The organism is Treponema sp. Marseille-Q3903, from assembly GCF_014334335.1.
Taxonomy (GTDB): domain Bacteria; phylum Spirochaetota; class Spirochaetia; order Treponematales; family Treponemataceae; genus Treponema_D.
The window spans coordinates 1,144,053-1,162,827 of record NZ_JACSEU010000001.1; the positions used below are offsets into that span (position 1 = coordinate 1,144,053).

Annotated in this window: 13 protein-coding genes; 12 read left to right on the top strand and 1 reads right to left on the bottom strand. The window is 38.9% G+C overall.

Annotation, left to right across the window (positions count from 1 at the left end; translation table 11 throughout):
- Positions 1–70: 70 nt before the first annotated feature.
- The 8 genes from H9I37_RS05200 (at position 71) to H9I37_RS05235 (ending at position 14,038) form a co-directional block, all read left to right on the top strand.
- Positions 71–1,576 carry an IMP dehydrogenase gene (locus H9I37_RS05200; RefSeq protein WP_187381401.1) on the top strand — a complete coding sequence of 502 codons (1,506 nt, stop codon included), beginning with the start codon at positions 71–73 and terminating at the stop codon, positions 1,574–1,576.
- A gap of 9 nt (positions 1,577–1,585) precedes the next feature.
- A complete protein-coding gene (gene uvrA, locus H9I37_RS05205; RefSeq protein WP_187381402.1) occupies positions 1,586–4,417 on the top strand; it encodes an excinuclease ABC subunit UvrA in 2,832 nt (943 codons plus the stop codon).
- Positions 4,418–4,428: 11 nt separating this feature from the next.
- Positions 4,429–7,851, top strand: a complete 3,423-nt coding sequence (locus H9I37_RS05210) for an LPS-assembly protein LptD (protein ID WP_187381403.1) — start codon at positions 4,429–4,431, stop codon at positions 7,849–7,851.
- 179 nt (positions 7,852–8,030) lie between these two features.
- Entirely contained in the window at positions 8,031–8,966 is a 936-nt protein-coding gene (locus tag H9I37_RS05215; protein WP_187381404.1) for a PhoH family protein, read from the top strand.
- Entirely contained in the window at positions 8,953–10,683 is a 1,731-nt protein-coding gene (locus tag H9I37_RS05220; RefSeq protein WP_187381405.1) for an HD family phosphohydrolase, read from the top strand. Before H9I37_RS05215 ends, H9I37_RS05220 begins: the two co-directional genes overlap by 14 nt.
- Positions 10,676–11,155: an rRNA maturation RNase YbeY gene (gene ybeY / locus H9I37_RS05225; protein WP_187381406.1), complete on the top strand. Its 480-nt coding sequence runs from the start codon at positions 10,676–10,678 to the stop codon at positions 11,153–11,155. The genes H9I37_RS05220 and ybeY overlap by 8 nt, the downstream gene beginning before the upstream one ends.
- Positions 11,152–11,946 carry a hemolysin family protein gene (locus tag H9I37_RS05230; protein WP_187381407.1) on the top strand — a complete coding sequence of 265 codons (795 nt, stop codon included), beginning with the start codon at positions 11,152–11,154 and terminating at the stop codon, positions 11,944–11,946. The genes ybeY and H9I37_RS05230 overlap by 4 nt, the downstream gene beginning before the upstream one ends.
- Positions 11,930–14,038 (top strand): tetratricopeptide repeat protein, encoded by a 2,109-nt coding sequence (locus H9I37_RS05235; protein ID WP_187381408.1) that lies wholly within the window; start codon positions 11,930–11,932, stop codon positions 14,036–14,038. Before H9I37_RS05230 ends, H9I37_RS05235 begins: the two co-directional genes overlap by 17 nt.
- 53 nt (positions 14,039–14,091) lie before the next feature.
- On the opposite strand, the gene H9I37_RS11620 is transcribed toward H9I37_RS05235, so the two are convergent.
- Positions 14,092–14,283 (bottom strand): tetratricopeptide repeat protein, encoded by a 192-nt coding sequence (locus tag H9I37_RS11620; protein ID WP_370586914.1) that lies wholly within the window; start codon positions 14,281–14,283, stop codon positions 14,092–14,094.
- Between H9I37_RS11620 and H9I37_RS11625 the strand changes: the two genes are divergently transcribed.
- The 4 genes from H9I37_RS11625 to ftsY all read left to right on the top strand — a co-directional run bounded on the left by H9I37_RS11625 (position 14,202) and on the right by ftsY (position 18,764).
- Complete coding sequence (locus tag H9I37_RS11625; RefSeq protein ID WP_370586915.1) at positions 14,202–14,426, top strand: transposase; 225 nt, start codon at positions 14,202–14,204, stop codon at positions 14,424–14,426. The two genes, H9I37_RS11620 and H9I37_RS11625, sit on opposite strands and share 82 nt — an antisense overlap.
- Positions 14,427–15,014: 588 nt before the next feature.
- Positions 15,015–16,149, top strand: a protein-coding gene (gene prfB / locus H9I37_RS05245; RefSeq protein WP_187381410.1) for a peptide chain release factor 2 whose coding sequence is annotated in 2 segments (ribosomal slippage) — positions 15,015–15,083 and positions 15,085–16,149 — 1,134 coding nt in all. Because the reading frame shifts where the segments join, the coding sequence is not laid out codon by codon here.
- Positions 16,133–17,848, top strand: a complete 1,716-nt coding sequence (locus H9I37_RS05250; protein ID WP_187381411.1) for a coiled-coil domain-containing protein — start codon at positions 16,133–16,135, stop codon at positions 17,846–17,848. Before prfB ends, H9I37_RS05250 begins: the two co-directional genes overlap by 17 nt.
- Positions 17,849–17,891: 43 nt before the next feature.
- On the top strand, positions 17,892–18,764 hold the full coding sequence (gene ftsY, locus H9I37_RS05255) for a signal recognition particle-docking protein FtsY (protein WP_187381412.1): 873 nt from the start codon (positions 17,892–17,894) through the stop codon (positions 18,762–18,764).
- Positions 18,765–18,775: the final 11 nt, after the last annotated feature.

Consider the following 18,775-nt stretch of genomic DNA (forward strand, 5'->3'; position numbering starts at 1 on the left):
TTTAATATTCCACAAAATCTTGCAATCAGCTATACTACGATATCAAGTTTTAATTTTTCAGGAGAACAAAATGCCTATTATTTTCGATGAACCGTCTCACACGTTTGATGAATATCTTTTGATTCCCGGCTATACAGGTCCTGATTGCATCCCGTCCAATGTCACTTTGCAAACTCCCGTTGTCCGCTACAATAAAAAAGCCGGCGAAAAATGTCCGCTTGTGATGAATATTCCAATGACGAGCGCTGTGATGCAGTCTGTTTCTGATGACAAACTCGCTGTTGCTCTTGCAAAAGAAGGCGGTATATCTTTTATATTCGGTTCTCAGACAATTGAAAATCAGGCAGCGATGGTCGCTCGAGTCAAAGCTTACAAGGCCGGTTTTGTCACTTCTGATACAAATATAAAGCCGGCTCAGACTATTGTTGAACTAGTAGATGCAATCGACAAAACCGGTCACTCGACTGTTGCCGTAACTGAAGACGGTTCAGCAAACGGAAAACTTCTTGGAATAATTACAGATAGAGACTTCCGAATTTCTCATTGCCCTGATGGAGCGCTTGTAAAAGATTATATGACTCCTCTTTCAAAACTTGTGATGGCAAAAGACGGAATAACTCTCGAGCAGGCAAACGATATTATATGGAAAGAAAAAGTAAATCAACTTCCTGTAGTCGATAGCGATGGAAATCTTCTTTATTTGATTTTTAGAAAAGACGCTGCAAGTCACCAAGAACATCCGCTTGAATTGCTTGACAGCCAAAAGCGTTATATCGTAGGGGCCGGGATAAATACGCGCGATTATATGGAACGAGTGCCGGCACTGATTTCTGCCGGCGTTGACGTGATGACTCTTGATTCGTCAGAAGGATTTACAGAATGGCAAAGACGCGCTCTTCAAGACATTCATGCCAAGTGGCCTCAAGCAAAAATCGGAGCAGGTAACGTTGTCGATGCCGACGGTTTCAACTTTCTCGCAGATTCCGGCGCAGACTTTGTAAAAATCGGCATAGGTGGAGGTTCAATCTGTATCACTCGTGAGCAAAAAGGAATCGGACGTGGACAGGCAACTGCTACAATCGAAGTTGCAAAAGCGCGAGACGCTTATTACGAAAAGACAGGAATTTATATTCCAATCTGCTCTGACGGCGGAATTGTCTATGACCATCACGTCACATTAGCGTTGGCGATGGGAGCTGATTTTGTGATGCTCGGACGCTATTTTGCACGCTTTGATGAATCTCCAACAAACAAACTTATTGTAAACGGAAACTACGTAAAAGAATATTGGGGAGAAGGCTCAAACAGAGCTCGCAACTGGCAACGCTACGACCTCGGTGGGAAAAAAGGAATGGCATTTGAAGAAGGCGTAGATTCCTATGTCCCTTATGCAGGTTCTTTGCACGACAACGTAACTTTGACAGTGAGTAAAGTCATTCACGCCATGTGCAACTGCGGTGTGACAAATATCCCTGATTTGCAGAAAAACGCAAAGATTACTCTTGTAAGCGCTGCATCTTTGAGAGAAGGCGGCGCACACGACGTAATCGTAAAAAATACAGTGAAAGCAAACTAATTTTAATTTATGGAAGATAAGATTGTAATAAAAGGTGCGAGAGAACACAATCTACGGAATATTGATGTCTCATTGCCAAGAAACAAACTTGTAGTGATTTCCGGTCTTTCCGGCTCTGGAAAATCTTCGCTCGCATTTGACACTTTATTTGCTGAAGGTCAGCGGCGTTATATGGAGTCTTTATCTTCTTATGCTCGTCAGTTTTTGGGACGTATGGATAAGCCCGATGTTGATTTGATAGAAGGTCTTTCGCCTGCAATTTCAATTGAACAGAAATCGACTAATAAAAACCCGCGTTCGACTGTAGGCACAATTACAGAAATATATGATTACTACCGTCTTCTTTTTGCACGCACAGGACATGCGCATTGTCCAAATTGCGGCCGTGAAATTCAAGAACAGTCTGTCGACCAGATTATAGATACTGTCATGTCATGGGAAGATGGAACTAAAATGCAGATTTTGGCTCCTGTAATACGAGGAAAAAAAGGCGAACATCAAAAAATTTTAGAAGATGCCAAAAAGTCAGGTTTTATACGCGCACGCGTTGACGGCGTGATGACAGAACTCGATGATTCAATCAAACTTGATAAACAGAAAAAACATACGATTGAAATTGTTGTCGACCGCATAGTAAAAGGAGCTGATGTCAGAAGTCGCCTTGCAGATTCTATTGAAATTGCGCTCAAAAATGCAAACGGAATCGTAGTTGTCACAAGACGCATTGGCGATAAAGACGAAGAAGTTTTTTTCAGTCAGAAAAATGCGTGCCCGGACTGCGGTATCTCTATTCCTGAACTTCAACCTAGACTTTTTTCATTCAACAATCCGTTTGGTGCTTGTCCTGAATGCACCGGTCTTGGACAAAAAATGGAATGGGATGTAAACAAAATTCTCCCTGATAAAAGTTTGAGTTTTAATGAAAATGCCTTTCCGTTTTTTAATCCTGAAAGCAATTGGAACTCGAGCGTTTTTGGTGCTGTCGCAAAACACGCGGGATTTAATCTTGACACTCCTATAAAAGATCTCACAGAAAAGCAATTCTATTATCTTTGGCAAGGAGATCCAAATGAAAAGCTTCATTGGATTTATCAAAAGGCTAGTGGAGAAGGGTTTTCCGAATACAATCGACCGTGGCCCGGAGTGATAAACGAAATGACCCGTCGCTATAAAGAAGCGTGGGGCGAATCTCAGAGAACAAATATTGAAGAAAAATTTATGACAATTTCTCAATGTCGTTCGTGTAACGGCCGCCGCCTTAGACCGGAAGCGCTCGGTGTTACTGTCGGTGGAAAAAACATTTACGAAATATGCCAATTATCTGTCGCTGATTCCATAAAGTTTTTTGATGAACTTGAGCTTTCAGAAAATGAATTAAAAATTGCAAGCCAAGTCATGAAAGAGATAAAATCACGTCTCCGCTTTTTACGCGACGTAGGGCTTGATTATCTTACAATGGAACGTGCAGCAGAAACTTTGAGCGGCGGCGAAGCTCAGCGGATACGTCTTGCTACTCAAATTGGTTCTGCTCTTTGTGGCGTTATGTACATCCTCGACGAACCGAGCATTGGACTTCATCAGCGCGACAATCAGCGCCTTATAGATACCCTTTTAAACCTTCGCGATAATGGAAACACTGTTATCGTCGTTGAACACGATGAACAGACTTTGCGTACGGCAGATTATTTGATCGATATGGGACCGGGAGCTGGAATCCACGGCGGTTGCGTAGTTGCCTCTGGAACTCCTGAAGAAGTTGAAAAAGTTGAGGAAAGCCTTACGGGGCAGTACCTCGCAGGAACTCTGAAGATTGATATTCCGACTCAGAGGCGAAAAGGTAACGGGCATTTTATCTCGTTGAAAAATGTCAGAGAACATAATCTCAAAAATGTAAACGTAGATATTCCTTTAGGCTGTTTTACTTGCATAACCGGCGTAAGCGGTTCAGGAAAATCGACATTGATGAGCGATGTTTTGTATCCGGCTGTCTCAAATGCTTTGATGAAGACAAATTATGCCGTTGGAGAATGCGACGGCGTTACAGGAGTTGATGCCGTTGACAAGGTGATAAATATTGACCAAAGCCCGATCGGTCGTTCTCCTAGGAGTAATCCTGCCACATACGTCGGCGTTTTTGACGCAATCCGAGACTTGTTTGCAAGTTTGCCGGAAAGCAAGGCAAGAGGCTATCAAAAAGGGCGATTCAGTTTTAATGTAAAAGGCGGTCGTTGTGAAGCGTGCCAAGGGGCAGGCGAAAATATCATAGAGATGAACTTTCTCCCCGATGTATACATTCAGTGTGAAGTGTGTCAGGGAAAGCGATTCAATCGGGAAACTCTTGAAGTTACTTACAAAGGAAAATCTATAAACGATGTTTTGAACATGACGATAGATGAAGCTTGCGAGTTTTTTAACAGTATTCCGCATATTTATAGGAAACTCTCAACGCTTCAATCTGTAGGATTAGGATACATTTCACTTGGGCAAAACGCATTGACTTTAAGTGGCGGTGAAGCACAGCGTGTAAAACTCGCGAATGAGCTTGCACGTCCTGCAACAAGTAAAACTCTTTATATCTTGGATGAGCCTACAACAGGTCTTCATTTTGCAGATGTAAAACAGCTTATGACTGTAATCAGCCGCCTTGTTGAGCAGGGAAACAGCGTAGTCATGATTGAGCACAACCTCGACGTCATCTGCCAAGCAGACTACATCATCGACCTTGGACCGGAAGGTGGAACTCGCGGTGGAACAATAATTGCGACAGGAACTCCTGAAGAAGTCGCTCAGATCAAAAAAAGCTACACCGGGCAGTTTGTAAAACAGCAGTTAAAGTTGTAAGATTGTAAAACATGATTTCAAAAAGAATTGCAAAAAACATAATCATATTTTTCATTTTTGCGGCATCTTTTATGTTTACAAATGCAAATCGTTTGTTTGCGCAAGAAAAATCAGATGGGAAAGAAAAAAAATCTGCTACTAAAGAGAGCGTTACGACAATCACTATAAACAATGCGCGCCAGACAAGCTATAAAAAAGATGAAAAGTCGGGTAACGATATAATTGTGCTTGAAGGTTCCGTAGAGCTTTCTGTAACTAAAGACAAGACAACTTCGCAGATAAAAGCTGATAAAATCACTTATGACAGAAAGACAGAGATGCTTTTTGCTGAAGGAAACGTTGAAATTACAACAAAAGATTCCGGAGCAGGCGGCGAAACAGCGACAGCGTCAGCCATATTGATGAATACTTCTACTTTGGAAGGCGTTTTTGATGACGGCAGAATTGTAAAAACCCAATCAGATTCTTTTAACTTACCTTCAGGCTCGACTCTTATTGTTTTTTCAAACGTGCTCGGTAAAGGGGAAAATAACGTAATCGCGTTTAAAAATTCGAGTCTGACATTTTGCGATGAAGATGACCCTCACTGGCACATAGATGCGACAAGGACATGGCTTTTACCAGGCGGAGAATTTGCTTTTTTTAATGCGCTCCTTTATATCGGAAAAGTACCTGTATTGTATTTCCCCGCTTTTTACTACCCAAAAGATGACTTGATTTTCAATCCTGTATTCAGCTACGAAAAGCGGAAAGGATATTCGTTTCAGACTACGACGTATCTATTGGGGCGAAAACCTCTAGATAAAAGTTCATCTGATACGTCTAATTCAAAAAGCTCTTCTTCAAGCTCTTCAAAAGATTCAAAGATCGGTTCATCAGCTGATTCTCTTAAATCTGTTTTCAATTTTATAAAACCGAGTTCTTTGAAAGAACAAAAACTTGAAGGAATTGTGCTTCACAATCTCGATGAAGACTTTAAAGGCGACACTTCGTCGTATATAAAAATTGTTGGCGACTGGTATTCAAGGCTCGGATACATGGTTGGACTTGATGGAAATTTGCAGTTTCCAAAAAGTTTTATTTCCAAAGCAACATTCAACGCTTATTTCGGTTTCAGCAATACAGTTTTTAAAACAAGAAACGGGGAATTTGTCCCGTATTCTCCGTCTTACAAAACTTATAAAGATTCTTCAACTTTTTTGGGAGTGACTCTTCCTTTTCGTTACGGGGCAAATCTAGCTCTACAGATGTCAAAACCGTTCAGTGTTTCTCTTTCTGTCCCGATTTATTCCGACCCTTTTTTTGCTTATGATTTTAAAACTGACCGCAGCGAATCGATGGACTGGATTTCATTTTTTCTTGACAATTCTAAAGACAGCAAAGATAAAAGTTCTCAGACACCGACTGAAATCAGCTCTCTAACATGGCAATTTCAATCATCGATTTCTCCTTCAATTCCGTCGAATATAACTCCATATATTTCATCTTTGTCGTGGTCGTTGAACTCCTCTGTCAATATTTCTTCAAAAAACACTGATTTTAATTCATTTTCTCCTTCAAAAAAAGCAGGTAAAGAATCGGAATGGATGACTTACACTCCTGAAAGACGTTTTTATTTTCCTTCTGCAGTAAATCCTGCAAACGTGAATTTTTCGATAAAAGGAACTATCTTTTCTTATCCCGCTGTAAAAAAGACCTCAGCAAACACGCCGTCTTATGCGATAACTATGAACAAACCTGATGAATTGAAAACGGAAAAGCAGCTCAAAGAAGAAAAAGAAGCCGCAAAAGAGAATCAAGAAGTTGCAGAACAGTCGAAAAATAAAGAGAGCGAAAATAAAGAGAAGTCGGAGAATTCAAAGATATTCGAATATGAGATTCCGGAGCTTGAAAATTCAATAAGCCGCTTTCCTGTTGCCGACGGGATTTCTTATAAGTTGAGCTATTCTCTAGCGACGACATTGAATACGCAGCTGTCATATTCATCTGTCAACTTAAAGACATCTGAAGATTTTAAATGGAAAAATTACCGCTCGTTTATGTATGTATTGAAACTGCCGGCATCTGTCGCAAGCAATTTTAATTATGGCGGCGGTTTTTTTACAATCGATAACTCCATCTCTTATTCACCGATATGGCAGGAACATTCTTTTATAAATGTTACATCGACTGAAGCTGAAGGCGGATATACTCAAAAATCAGCAGATGCACTTAGACTAGCTGACTACAAAGCTGAAAGCCGGGATATTGTAAACTCAAATACATTCACACTAAAACCTTTTATACATCTTGATATGCTAAGCGATTCAAATGTCTCATGGAATACAAATATAAAACTTTTCAGACGCATTTTGCATGAAGAAAAAAACAAAAGCGTCGATTTAGATAATCCTGTTTGGGAAAATAAAATTTTAGACTGGAGCGACGATAAAAGCGTAACTGCAAATACTCTTTCGACAGTGATAAGTACAAAAGAATTTGATAAAAAATTCTCTCAGGCATTGACGCTTAGCATTGTAATGCCGCCTCTTTTAAGACAGTACAATGCATCTCTAGCTTTGACTTTTCCTTATGTCACAGCTTCAATCGGTACAGGTTATAGTGAAAAAACTAAAGATGATGTCCCATTCGAGCAAAAATGGAAAAAAAATCCACTTTCACAGAATATGAGCATTTCTTTGTTCAATTCAAAGTTGAGCATCTCAGAATCGTATGTATATAATCTTCAAGATAATCAGCATGACAGTTTTAGGCTTTCCGTATCGGGATTTGGAGCAACTGTCGCTTATGTTCACTCTTATGCGACGCAATATAATTTAATCAGAGTGCCAAAACCGGGTGAAACTAGAGGTTGGAATGCAAAAAAAGATAAAGAATTTAAGCCGTATTCTTTGTCGTTTAGCTATACAATGCCTTCTAAAACTTTTTACAGCTGGTTTAACAGGATCTCATTTGCACCGGGATTGAAAACAAGCCTTGTAGCAGATTTGGTAAGACCTACAAACAGCTATCTGACTTTTTCTCCAAGCCTGACATTTAAAATCAATAAATTTTTAAATCTGACATTTTCAGCAACTTCGCAAAACTCAATCCTCTACTGGTATTTTCACAATGAGAGAAACGACCCTTATAGCGATTGGGGAGGGTTTCCGGGAAATATCTTAAAAGATTTAATCGATTCGTTTAATTTTGGAAATAAGTCGGCACGTGAACAATCTGGATTTAAACTCAAATCTCTCAACATGACGCTTTCTCACGATCTTCACGACTGGAGCTTTAACATGACATTTAAGATTGAACCGAGACTTGTCACTGAAAACGGAAACAGACGCTATGATTTTAATCCTTATATTTCTGTAGGAATTGTGTGGAATCCAATGGAAAGCATAAAGACAACAATCATAGATGAATACGGCGAATGGAGACTTGAATAGGGTTTTTAAGAGTTACTGTATGGCGTTGTCTTGCGTGAAAATAACTGTGGCTCATCGTGAAAATGGCTGTCTTTGGCGCGAGAATGACAGTGCTTATTGTTGACAGCGCTTATTGTTTTATTTGAAAAAAAGCAAAATATCGAATATAATTAAAAGATGATTATACAACCGAGGATTATTTGAACGAATATACTGTTGTAGTTCCTGATAACGATGTGCTTTCATGTGTTTGCGGAACTAATGATAAAAATTTGCAACTCATTGAAGAACATCTTGGAGTTCCTGTTTTTACGCGTGGAAATGAACTGTCTGTTGAAAACTGTGACCCAGAAATCTGCCGCAAATTTCAGTTTATTTTAGACCGCATTGTTGATGAAGTTCATTCCGGTGGAAAAGACAGCGACGACATTATTCTGACAGTTTTAAATACTCAGAAAAAAGTTACTGTCGAAGAGATGGTGATAATTGTTCCCGGTGCTGTTCGGCGTGTTTATCCGCGCACTCAAGGGCAAGCCGAATACGTAAATCTCCTCCACTCAAAAGATATTGTTTTTTGTACAGGCTCTGCCGGAAGCGGTAAAACATTTCTTGCTGTTGCAGAGGCTCTTCGTCTGATTTTGACACATAAAAAAAATAAATTGATAATCACGCGCCCTGTTGTTGAAGCAGGCGAGAACCTTGGCTTTTTGCCTGGCGACCTCAATGATAAAATAGATCCATACTTGCGCCCGCTACGAGATGCGATGGAGACAATCCTTCCTGCCGAATCTGTCAAAAGACTTTTTGAAGCAAGCGTCATTGAAGTTGCCCCTCTTGCTTATATGCGCGGTCGCACTTTGAACAACGCCGTCATAATTCTTGACGAAGCGCAGAACGCGACAAACGAACAGATGAAGATGTTTTTGACGCGAATGGGCGAAAATTCAAAAGTATTTGTAACAGGAGATCCTTCGCAGATAGATTTGCCGAAGAGGTTTTTGTCAGGGTTGATGCACTCAATTGAGATTTTATGTAACATAGAAGATATTGGATTTATGGAGCTTACGGCAGAAGATGTTGTAAGAAATCAACTTGTAAAAAAAATTGTAAAGGCGTACGAACATGAAAGACAATAATTTTTTTGCACTCTACCTGGAAAAAGTTGCAAAGTATATCAAAAAAAATTATCCTTTTTTGATTTTATTTTTTGCGGGGCTTCTCTTGATATCTGCATTAAATTTTATGAAGATAAGCACTGCCCAGACAATCGCTAATTTTCAGTTGAGCGACTTTGAAATTGGACAAGTTTCCGACAGGACAATAATTGCTGACCGTTCTCTTTCACCTGATGCATCTGACCCTGTTGCTGTAATAAAAGGTGAAAAGATAATAAAAAAAGGCTTTCCTATCACAGAAGAAGGTTTTGCAAAATTAAAAAAACTGGCAACATCTCCCGTTTACATAGACTATCGGGCATTCGCGAACAGCGAGCTGTTTGTAGTTTTGCTTTCGATTATGTGGTATTTGATGTTTGCACTTATAAGTTTCGGTAAAAAGATTCAGTTTAAAGAACCGCTTCTTCAAGTAATCTTCTTTTTGATTGTTTATTTTGTCGCTGCTTTTGGCGGAAAATTTATTTCATTTTCAAATCCGTATTCTGTCTGCATCATAATTCCTTCTGCTTTGTGCATAATGATTGTCACAATCTTGTATGGAAACCTTTCTGCCGTCCTTCTTTCTATCATTATGTCATTTGGCGTTTTAGGTGCAGCAGGCTGGCAGATTCCAACATGTCTTTTTACGCTTGCGTCATCGTTGAGCGCAACTGCAATCGTGCAAAAAATCGATCGCCGACTCGACCTTGCGTTTGCAGGAATTATGATTGCAGTGATAAATATAGTTTTTGTTATTTTGTTTTTCATCATCTTTAATGAAACTTTTACAGATTTACCAATGCTTTTGCTCGGCATTTTCTTAAACGGATTTTTATCGGGCATTTTGACTCTAGGATTTTTAACTCCGCTTGAATCAATGCTGAACACTGCTTCTGTTTTTAGGCTCATGGATTTGAGCGACAATAATTCACCAATTTTCAAACAGATGCAGATTCAGGCAAATGGAACGTATAATCACTCGATGATGGTTTCACAACTCGCTGAAAGTGCATGCCGTGAAATCGGTGCAAATTCACTTCTTGCCAGAGTAGGAGGCTATTACCACGATATCGGCAAGATTGAACACAGCGAATATTTTGTAGAAAATCAGTTGAACAACATGGGCAACAAACACGATGAACTGAATCCGACTCTTTCTGCATCTGTTATCAAAAGCCATGTGAAAAAAGGTGTAGAAAAAGCATATCAGCTTCATCTTCCGCAGGCTGTCATAGATATCATCGCAGAGCATCACGGAAACAGCGTCATTTCGTATTTTTACAATGAAGCAAAGGAAAAAGATCCTTCTCTTCAGCCTGAAGATTTTCAGTATCCGGGAATTCCGCCTAAAACAAAAGAATCTGCAGTTGTCATGCTCGCCGACACTGTTGAAGCCGCGTGCCACACGCTTGAAAATCCGACTTCATCTCGATTGGACAAATTCATCTCTATGCTTATAAATCAAAAAGTTGAACACGGGCAGCTTGATAATTGTGATTTGACTTTCAGCGATATCTCAAAGATAAAAGAGGCGTTTGTCACTTTGTTGACAGGGTACTATCACAATAGAATTAAGTATCAGAATCAGCAGGATCCGGGCAACGAAAAAAATGAAAATTCAGAAAAACATGACGCCATAAGCGCTGCAACTCCATCTCCTTCATCAGAAAAAGCAACTAAGGGAAAGAAAAATGAGTAACCGTGTATATATCTCACTTCAAGAAGATTTTGAAGAGCCTGCATGGTATGGTAATGTCGAACCTTTTGTAAGAAAAGTTTTGGAAGAACTCAATTTTGACGGTGAAGAGATTTCAATTCTGTTTTGCAACGACAAGTATATGAAAGATTTGAACAGAAACTATCGCGGAATTGACAGCGCAACAGATGTTCTTTCTTTTGAAAATGATGAAGAATACGAAGATGACGAGGGCAGATGGAAATGTGCAGGTGATATCGTCATTAGTCTTGACACTTTACCTGTAAATGCCGAATATTTTAAAGAAAATACAGACAGCGAGTTGAAAAGGCTGATAGTGCACGGAATTCTTCACCTAAACGGAATGGATCATGGAGATGAGCACATTGAAGATGGAGTTGCCCCTGTCTGCGAAATGCTTGTATTGCAAGAAAATTTATTGAAAACATTTAAGGAAGAGACAATTATAAAATGATTTTTTTTAAGCACAAAAAAAAGAACAATTTTGAAGAGCTTGACAGCATACAACAGGAAATCCTCAATGAAGAAAAACAGGATATGATTCAGGGCGTTGAAGACCTTTCTAAGACTTCTGTAAAAGAAGTTATGATTCCTAGAATCGATGTCGACTTTATTTCATCTGATACACCAAGAGATGAACTTTTTCAAAAGATTGTCACGAGCGGTCACTCGCGGTTTCCGCTTTATACAGATTCAATAGACAACGTAATCGGCGTTCTCTATGTAAAAGATATAATCAAATGCATCGCTGAAAATCAAGAGATTGACCTTAAGAAAATTGCACGCAAGGCGTATTTTGTCCCGGAGAGCAAACGAATCGACTCTTTGCTGCGCGAATTTAAAAGGCACCATCTCCATATTGCAATCGCAATCGATGAGTACGGCGGAGTTTCCGGCATTGCGACGATGGAAGATATCATCGAAGAGATTGTCGGCGATATTCAGGATGAATTTGATAAAGAACAGGAAGATATACTTACAGTTGGCAATAATGTCTGGCTGTGCGATGCACGTATTGATCTTGACGATTTGAATGAAGCGATTGAAGCGCAATTTCCTAACGAGGATTTTGACAGCCTCGGTGGATTTGTATTCGACTTGTTCGGTAAAGTGCCTGTAAAATACGAAAAAGTTTCATGGAATGATTACGATTTTATTATTCAAGATATGGAAGGTCACAGGATAAACATCGTGAAAGTTATAAAAAATGTCGACGGTGGAAAAGACGATGAAAAGAAGGATTAAAAAACTTGAAAAATCTGTTCTGATAGTTGCATTTTTATGTGCTGCCTCATCATTTTACGTGTTTGCTGCAGATGAAAATAATGTTTTAAAAATATACAATCAGGGCGTAGAGCTTCAAAATGAAGAAAATTGGTACGGCTCAGCTCAATATTATCTTGAAGTTGTAAACATCAATCCGGCTTTCAGCGATGCGTGGTTTCGTCTTGCAGAATGTTCATACAGGCTTGGAGAATACAATCTGGCGCTTGATTATCTTAAAAACGCCGAAAAATACGAAAAAAATAATTCAAATGTTCAAAACCTAAAAGGAATGATACTGCTTGCTCTTGGAAAAACAGAAGAAGCGAAGACAATTTTCAACGGGATATTAAAAAGGTTTCCTAACGATATCGATTCACACTTCGGACTTGCTGAAATTGAATTGTATGACGGTAAATTTTCAGGAGCAGAGCATCAATATTCCGAAGCGTTGAAAAGGCAAAATACAAACAGAAGAGCACTTCTTGCGCTTGCAGTTTTATGTGCGGAAACTAACCGGTTTACGCAGTCAGAAATGTATATAAAGCAAGCGATGCAGTATTATTCCGGTGAGCATGAAGTTCATTACCTTGCAGCTATAATCCGCATGATGCAAGGCGATTACAAAAATGCAGAAAAACACGCTCGCATCGCTGTTGAAATAAAAGGTAGCTATGAAAAAGCATACAGGCTTCTTGCAAATATAATGTATATGCAAAACCGCTACGTAGAAGTTGTAGATCTTTGCGATTATCTGATTGCGACAAATCGTAAAAATTCTGACGCATGGTATCTAAAAGGAATTGCGGAAAATAAACTTGGAAAAACTAGTGATGCAATAAAAACTTGGTCAACAGGTCTTGAAATAAATCCGAATGATGAAATAATGAGGATGCTTCTTGAACTCACTGTAAAAGACAACCTAGAGCTCGACGATTCACGGCGCGCAGAGTGGGCAAAATATCATATAAACAATGCGGTACAGTACGAAAGCCGTTACGATAAAGCCGGAAGCACTTATGAATATCAGCGTGCACTTATGCTGAATCCGACAGATTCAACAGCGCGACTCGCTTACGCAAATGTGCTTGAGCTGAACGGCATGCACGAGTTTTACCTTGCGCAGCTCAAATTCATAAAAGATACATCGGATTCAAAACTTCCGCGCTCTTTGGAAGATACGATCGAAGCATACAATTCTCTTTTGACAAATACGCTTGCAAAAAAATGGAATATAGATACGTTTTATCTCGACAAAATCAGATGGAACATCGCAGTTTTTTACGAAGAAAATCACTCTACATTTAATCATGCAGATTCAGACAGAATTACGGCGCTCGCATGCGGTGATATTTTTTCAGGAATCGCTATCACTTCTGTAAAAACTCAGGTGACTCCTGTCAACAATTATGCAGAAGCTTTTAAAAATGCTCGGCAGAACAACTTTGATTATTTTATTTTGGTTTCTCTCGACGAAAGCGACGATGAACTCACTCTTTCGGCAGATATGTATTCAGCAAAAACGGGGACTAAAACTTTCAGCAAAAAATATTATGCGACAGGCAACAACAGATTTTCGACAGTTTTAAGAAGGTTTAGAAGCTCTGTTTTGGATAAGCTCACTGTACGCGGAAAAATCCTTAAACGGAATGGGAAAGTTGCTGTAATAGACCTTGGTCGTTCAGAAAATATCGTAAAAGATGCAGAGTTTAAAATCATAAAAAAAGGCGGACTGAAAATATCAGATTCAGGTTCAGGACTTTTTTATAAAGACAGCGATGTAGTAGGAACGCTTTCTGTCACACAGGCAGGTGAAGAAATTTCAGAGGCAAACATAACTAGTCACGGATTTTACGACAAGATAAACGAAGAAGATGAAGTTGTCCTTGTAAAAATGCCTGAAAATAAAAGTGGAGCAGAAGACGGAATCGATACTGTTCCTAACGCCGCTGAAAACGGAAATCAAGTTGTAAACAACGAAGTAAAAGATTTTGATGGGAAAGCTTTAGTCAACGAGATCAAGCATGTAGTCGAAAAGCCTGCAATTGTAGAATTGCTCCGTTCAATTTACTAAAGGTTCGTTTAATTTGCTTTGTTAAAAAAAACAAAAACTAAATCCTAATCACGCTAAATTCTGTCAAGAGATGAGTCGAGCCATTCTTTTACAAGATTTGGAAAAACTTGCTCAACTTTTACAAAAGTCCGAACTGCCTGTTCATAATTTCCTAAAAGATAATATGATTCTCCGAGATAAAAAATTGCCCTGTTTCGTGTGCTTTCCGATATATTTGTGCCGATTAGTTTGTCGAGTTGCTTTATCGCTTCGCTGTATTTTTTTTGCACAAAATAATTCTTTAATATTTCAAATAAAAGATAATCATCGCCGGCGTCAGGGGAAACTAAATCTTCTTCAAAAAGATACATCTGCAAGAGCATGCCCTTTTTTGATTTTGGTTTTGTAAGCATTTCGGCAGAAGAGACAGCTCTTTGAGAAATAGAGCTTTCGTCATCGTCAAAACTTTCGGAATCGATAGACAGATATGGAAGAGGCATTTTTCTCATTGTGCCTTCAGGGTAATAAGTGTCGTATTCTTTTTTTTCCGGTTCTTTTGGGCTTTCAGGAGTGATGTGAACACCGTTTGCTGTCGAGTTGAAAGAAATCAAAATGACATCGTACGGCTTATCTGTGTATGAAATAATCGCATAGTAATAATCGCGAAAATCAGACACAGTATCTGTATAATTTGTTTTATCAGGTGTGAGTTTTGCGATCAATTCGGAAGTAGCAATCTGGGAATACGAAGAAATCTGTTTTGTATTTCTGTACAGTCTTAATTCCGTAATTTTTGTATCAGGATTTATAGGATTTGTCCACGTGATAAATATTTTTGTGCTTGTTCCCGTTTGCGTTTTGATATCTCGGACAACAGGTTTTTCCGCAAATACTGTCAACGTACAAAAAAACAAAAGGAATAAACTGACTGCTTTCTTCATATTGTTATAATATAGGTAGAATTGTATAAAATCAAGTTTTCTGGTATTTTATAAACATGTTAGAAGAAATAAAAATACCTATTGAACAATTGAAAGAAGAAATCGCAAACGTTTGGGGGCGTCTTTGACTCCGATGCAATAGATAAGGCGATTGCAGAAAAACAAAAATTGACGGAAGCACCGGGTTTCTGGGACGACCACGAAGCTGCCGAAAAGGTGATGTCACAGATCAGAAAGCTGAAAAACAGAATCGAGCCTTGGCGCAACATCATGGCGGAGATGGACGATTTGGAAGCGATGTATGAACTTGCAGAGGAATCGGGAGAACAGTCTGATGAAGATGAAGTTCGCTCAATGTATGATTCAGCAAAAGCCGAATTTGAAGAATTGAATATTTTAAATCTTCTCAGCGGTGAAGTTGACCAAAACGATGCATTTTTGACAATTCATGCAGGTGCCGGCGGTACGGAAGCTTGTGACTGGGCTTTTATGCTGAGCCGAATGTATCTTCGTTGGGCTGAACGTCACGGCTATAAAACAGAAGTTGTCGATGAACTTGAAGCAGAAGGTGGGCTAAAATCTATAACAGTTCAGATTTCCGGTGACTACGTCTACGGTTATCTAAAAGGTGAAGGCGGCATCCATCGGCTTGTACGAATCTCTCCGTTTGACGCAAATGCACGCCGCCATACATCGTTTGCGTCCGTATATGTATATCCCGTTCTCGACGATTCTATTGAAGTAGATATTCGTCCTGAAGATTTGAGAGTCGATACTTACCGTGCGGGAGGAAAAGGTGGACAGCATGTAAATAAAACAGATTCTGCCGTGCGTTTTACACATATTCCTACTGGAATCGTCGTTGCATGCCAGACAGAGCGAAGTCAGATTTTCAACCGCCAAGTTTGTATGAGCATGTTGAAGGCTCGTCTGTACGAATACTACCGCGAACAAAAAGAAAAGGAAAACGCTAAGTTTTTGGCTGAAAAAAAAGATATTTCATTTGGAAGCCAGATTCGCTCTTATGTATTTTGTCCGTATACGATGGTAAAAGATCATCGCACAAAATACAGTGTCGGCAATATTCAAAGCGTGATGGATGGAGAGCTCGACGACTTTATGAACGCTTATCTAGTCGCAAAGTGGAAAGGTCTTCCAATGGACAACAAAGAAGATGATGACGACGAATAAGCTGGCCTTAAAAAAAATTGTTGTCATTTTTATCATCTCTTTTACATTTTGCAGTAGTTTTTTCTGTCAGGATTTGAAATGGGTGATTGCGGCAAAAGCGTTTGATTTTTCGCGTGGGCAAAAACAGAGCCATGTGAACGATGCTCTTGCGGCGTCTTTGCCGTCCGATATTCTTGAACATTTGCGAAAGGAACTTTACCGCAATGTAATGCCTGATGAGAAACTTGAACGAAAACGTGCGGAACTTAGAAAAGAGCGTCAGTCTCTGAGTCTTCAAATTTCAAGCGAATATAAAAAACGAGATTCGCTTGTCTTACAAAATTATTCTGAGTATGAATTAAAGTTAAAAATCAAAGAACAAGAAAAAAAAATAAACGAGATAAAAGAAAAATTTAATGCAAATCTTGAAAAATTGAAACAAGAAGAAGAAAAATCAAAAAGAGATATGCTGTTGATTGAAAGCGGCAAATATAATTCTGAAAAAAATAAACAAAAAAACGGGATAGAGCAATTTTCCGCACTTATAAAAAATATTTTTGTTAAAAATGAAAGCTTGATAACAGCAGAGGAGATTAAATATTATCGTGACGATGTGCAAAGCCTTTTTTCACCTTCTGAAAAGCTCAGAGATTCTGACTATTTAAGTTTTCAATATGAAAAAGAGGTCACAGCAGCCGGAATAAATCTACTCATCGCGGGCACTATCACCGAATATGGAGATTATATTTCAGTGACAGCCGATCTTTATCTTTATCCCGGTGCAAAAAAAATCGGAAGTGCTACAGAGGTCGGCTCAATCCAAGATTCAGATTTTATAACATCGAGCATTGCGCGCCGGATTGTTCCTGTTTTGACTAACTCTATGCCTGTAGAAGTTGAATTTAACATTCAGCCTGAAAGAAAAAACACAAAGTTGTACATCGACGACGTTTTGCAGAATTTTGAAACAAACAAGTTTGTGATTGATTCAGGATTTCACAATATTCAGTTTCAAGCTGACGGTTATAAAACAGCAGGCACAAACTATTATTTTGATGGCAACAAAAAATATCGAGTGGAAGTCAAAATGATCGTGCTAGAAGAAGGATTTATTCAGATTGGACTCAAAAACTCAATCGTCGGAAATATCTATCTGAACGGTATTGAGGCTGACAAAATCGATGAAAAAAAATCGCAGATAAAGATAAACGGAAATGAAATTCTTGGAGAATTTATCTCAGAAGATGGGTTCACAGATTTCTTTTATATTCCAAAGAAACTTTATTTTGACAAAAGTTATGTTACAATTAAACCGAAGCCGAAAGACAGAACAAAATATATCGACACAAGGCGAAGGTGGATGTACGGAGCTTACAGCCTTTTTATTGTTTCCCTGATTCCGATGTTTTATTCTTACGGAAATTATCAAAATTATCTTGCAAAGTACAATGCAAAAAGAGCGAATAATGAACATCTTTCAAAACAAGAATATGAAGAAGCACTCAAATGGCAGTCAGCGGCAAACGTCACAGGATTGATTTCTATCGGCTGCGGAGTGTTGTGGGGAATTGAATTAGTAAGATATTTTATAGCCGTCGATTCAATTCTCCCTCAAGAGGCAAAGCAAGGTGATTTGCTTCAATATGAATTTTATGATCAGGCGCTTAAAAGTGAAAATAGCGACGGTAACGGCGACGGTGAAGTCGGCGAAAAAAAATAGTAAAAAATATAATGAAGATATACCGAAAAAGGTGGCAAAATAGATGAAAAAATCGTTTGGAGAAAGATTGAAATCGCTTTTTTCAAAAAGCAGTAATTTGGATGATGACTTTTACGACAATCTCATAGATATTCTCGTTGAAGGCGATATCGGTGCAAAGACAGCTTATCTAATTGTTGAAGAACTTGAAAAAATCTGTTCAAAAGAAAAAATCAAAGAAGAAAATCAGATTGTTTCAAAGTTGAAAGAATTGCTTTTAAGAGATGTAAAATCTATTGAAATTAAACCTGAGTCCGAAAAACAAAATGTCTGGATGGTTCTTGGAGTAAACGGAGTTGGAAAAACGACAACTGTTGCGAAACTTGCAAAATATTTTGTTTCCGGAGGGTTGAACAATGTAATCCTTGCAAGTGCTGATACTTTTCGTGCTGCTGCAATCGAACAGCTTTCTATGCACGGTGAAAAAATCGGTGTGCGCGTTGTGAGCCATCAGCACGGTTCAGACCCATCAGCTGTCGTTTACGATGCCGCAGATGCCTTAAAATCAAAAGGACCCGGTCTTGTGATTGCAGATACTGCCGGTCGCCTTCACAATAAAGAAAATCTTGTGCGGGAACTTCAGAAAATAGATAAAACATGCCGTTCAAAAGCTGACGAAGGATGCTATAAAAAAATAATTGTCATAGATTCGACAACAGGTCAAAATGCGTTGCGGCAAGCGGAAGTTTTTAATGAAGCTGTAGGCGTTGATGCGATAATTATGACAAAATACGATTCAACCGCAAAAGGCGGCGTTGCTGTTACTATAGGTCGTGAACTCGGACTTCCGGTAGCTTTTATTTGCACCGGAGAACATTATGAAGATATCGAAACTTTCGATGCAGAAAAATATATAGACGAATTTCTGGGATTGTAAAATATCTTAGA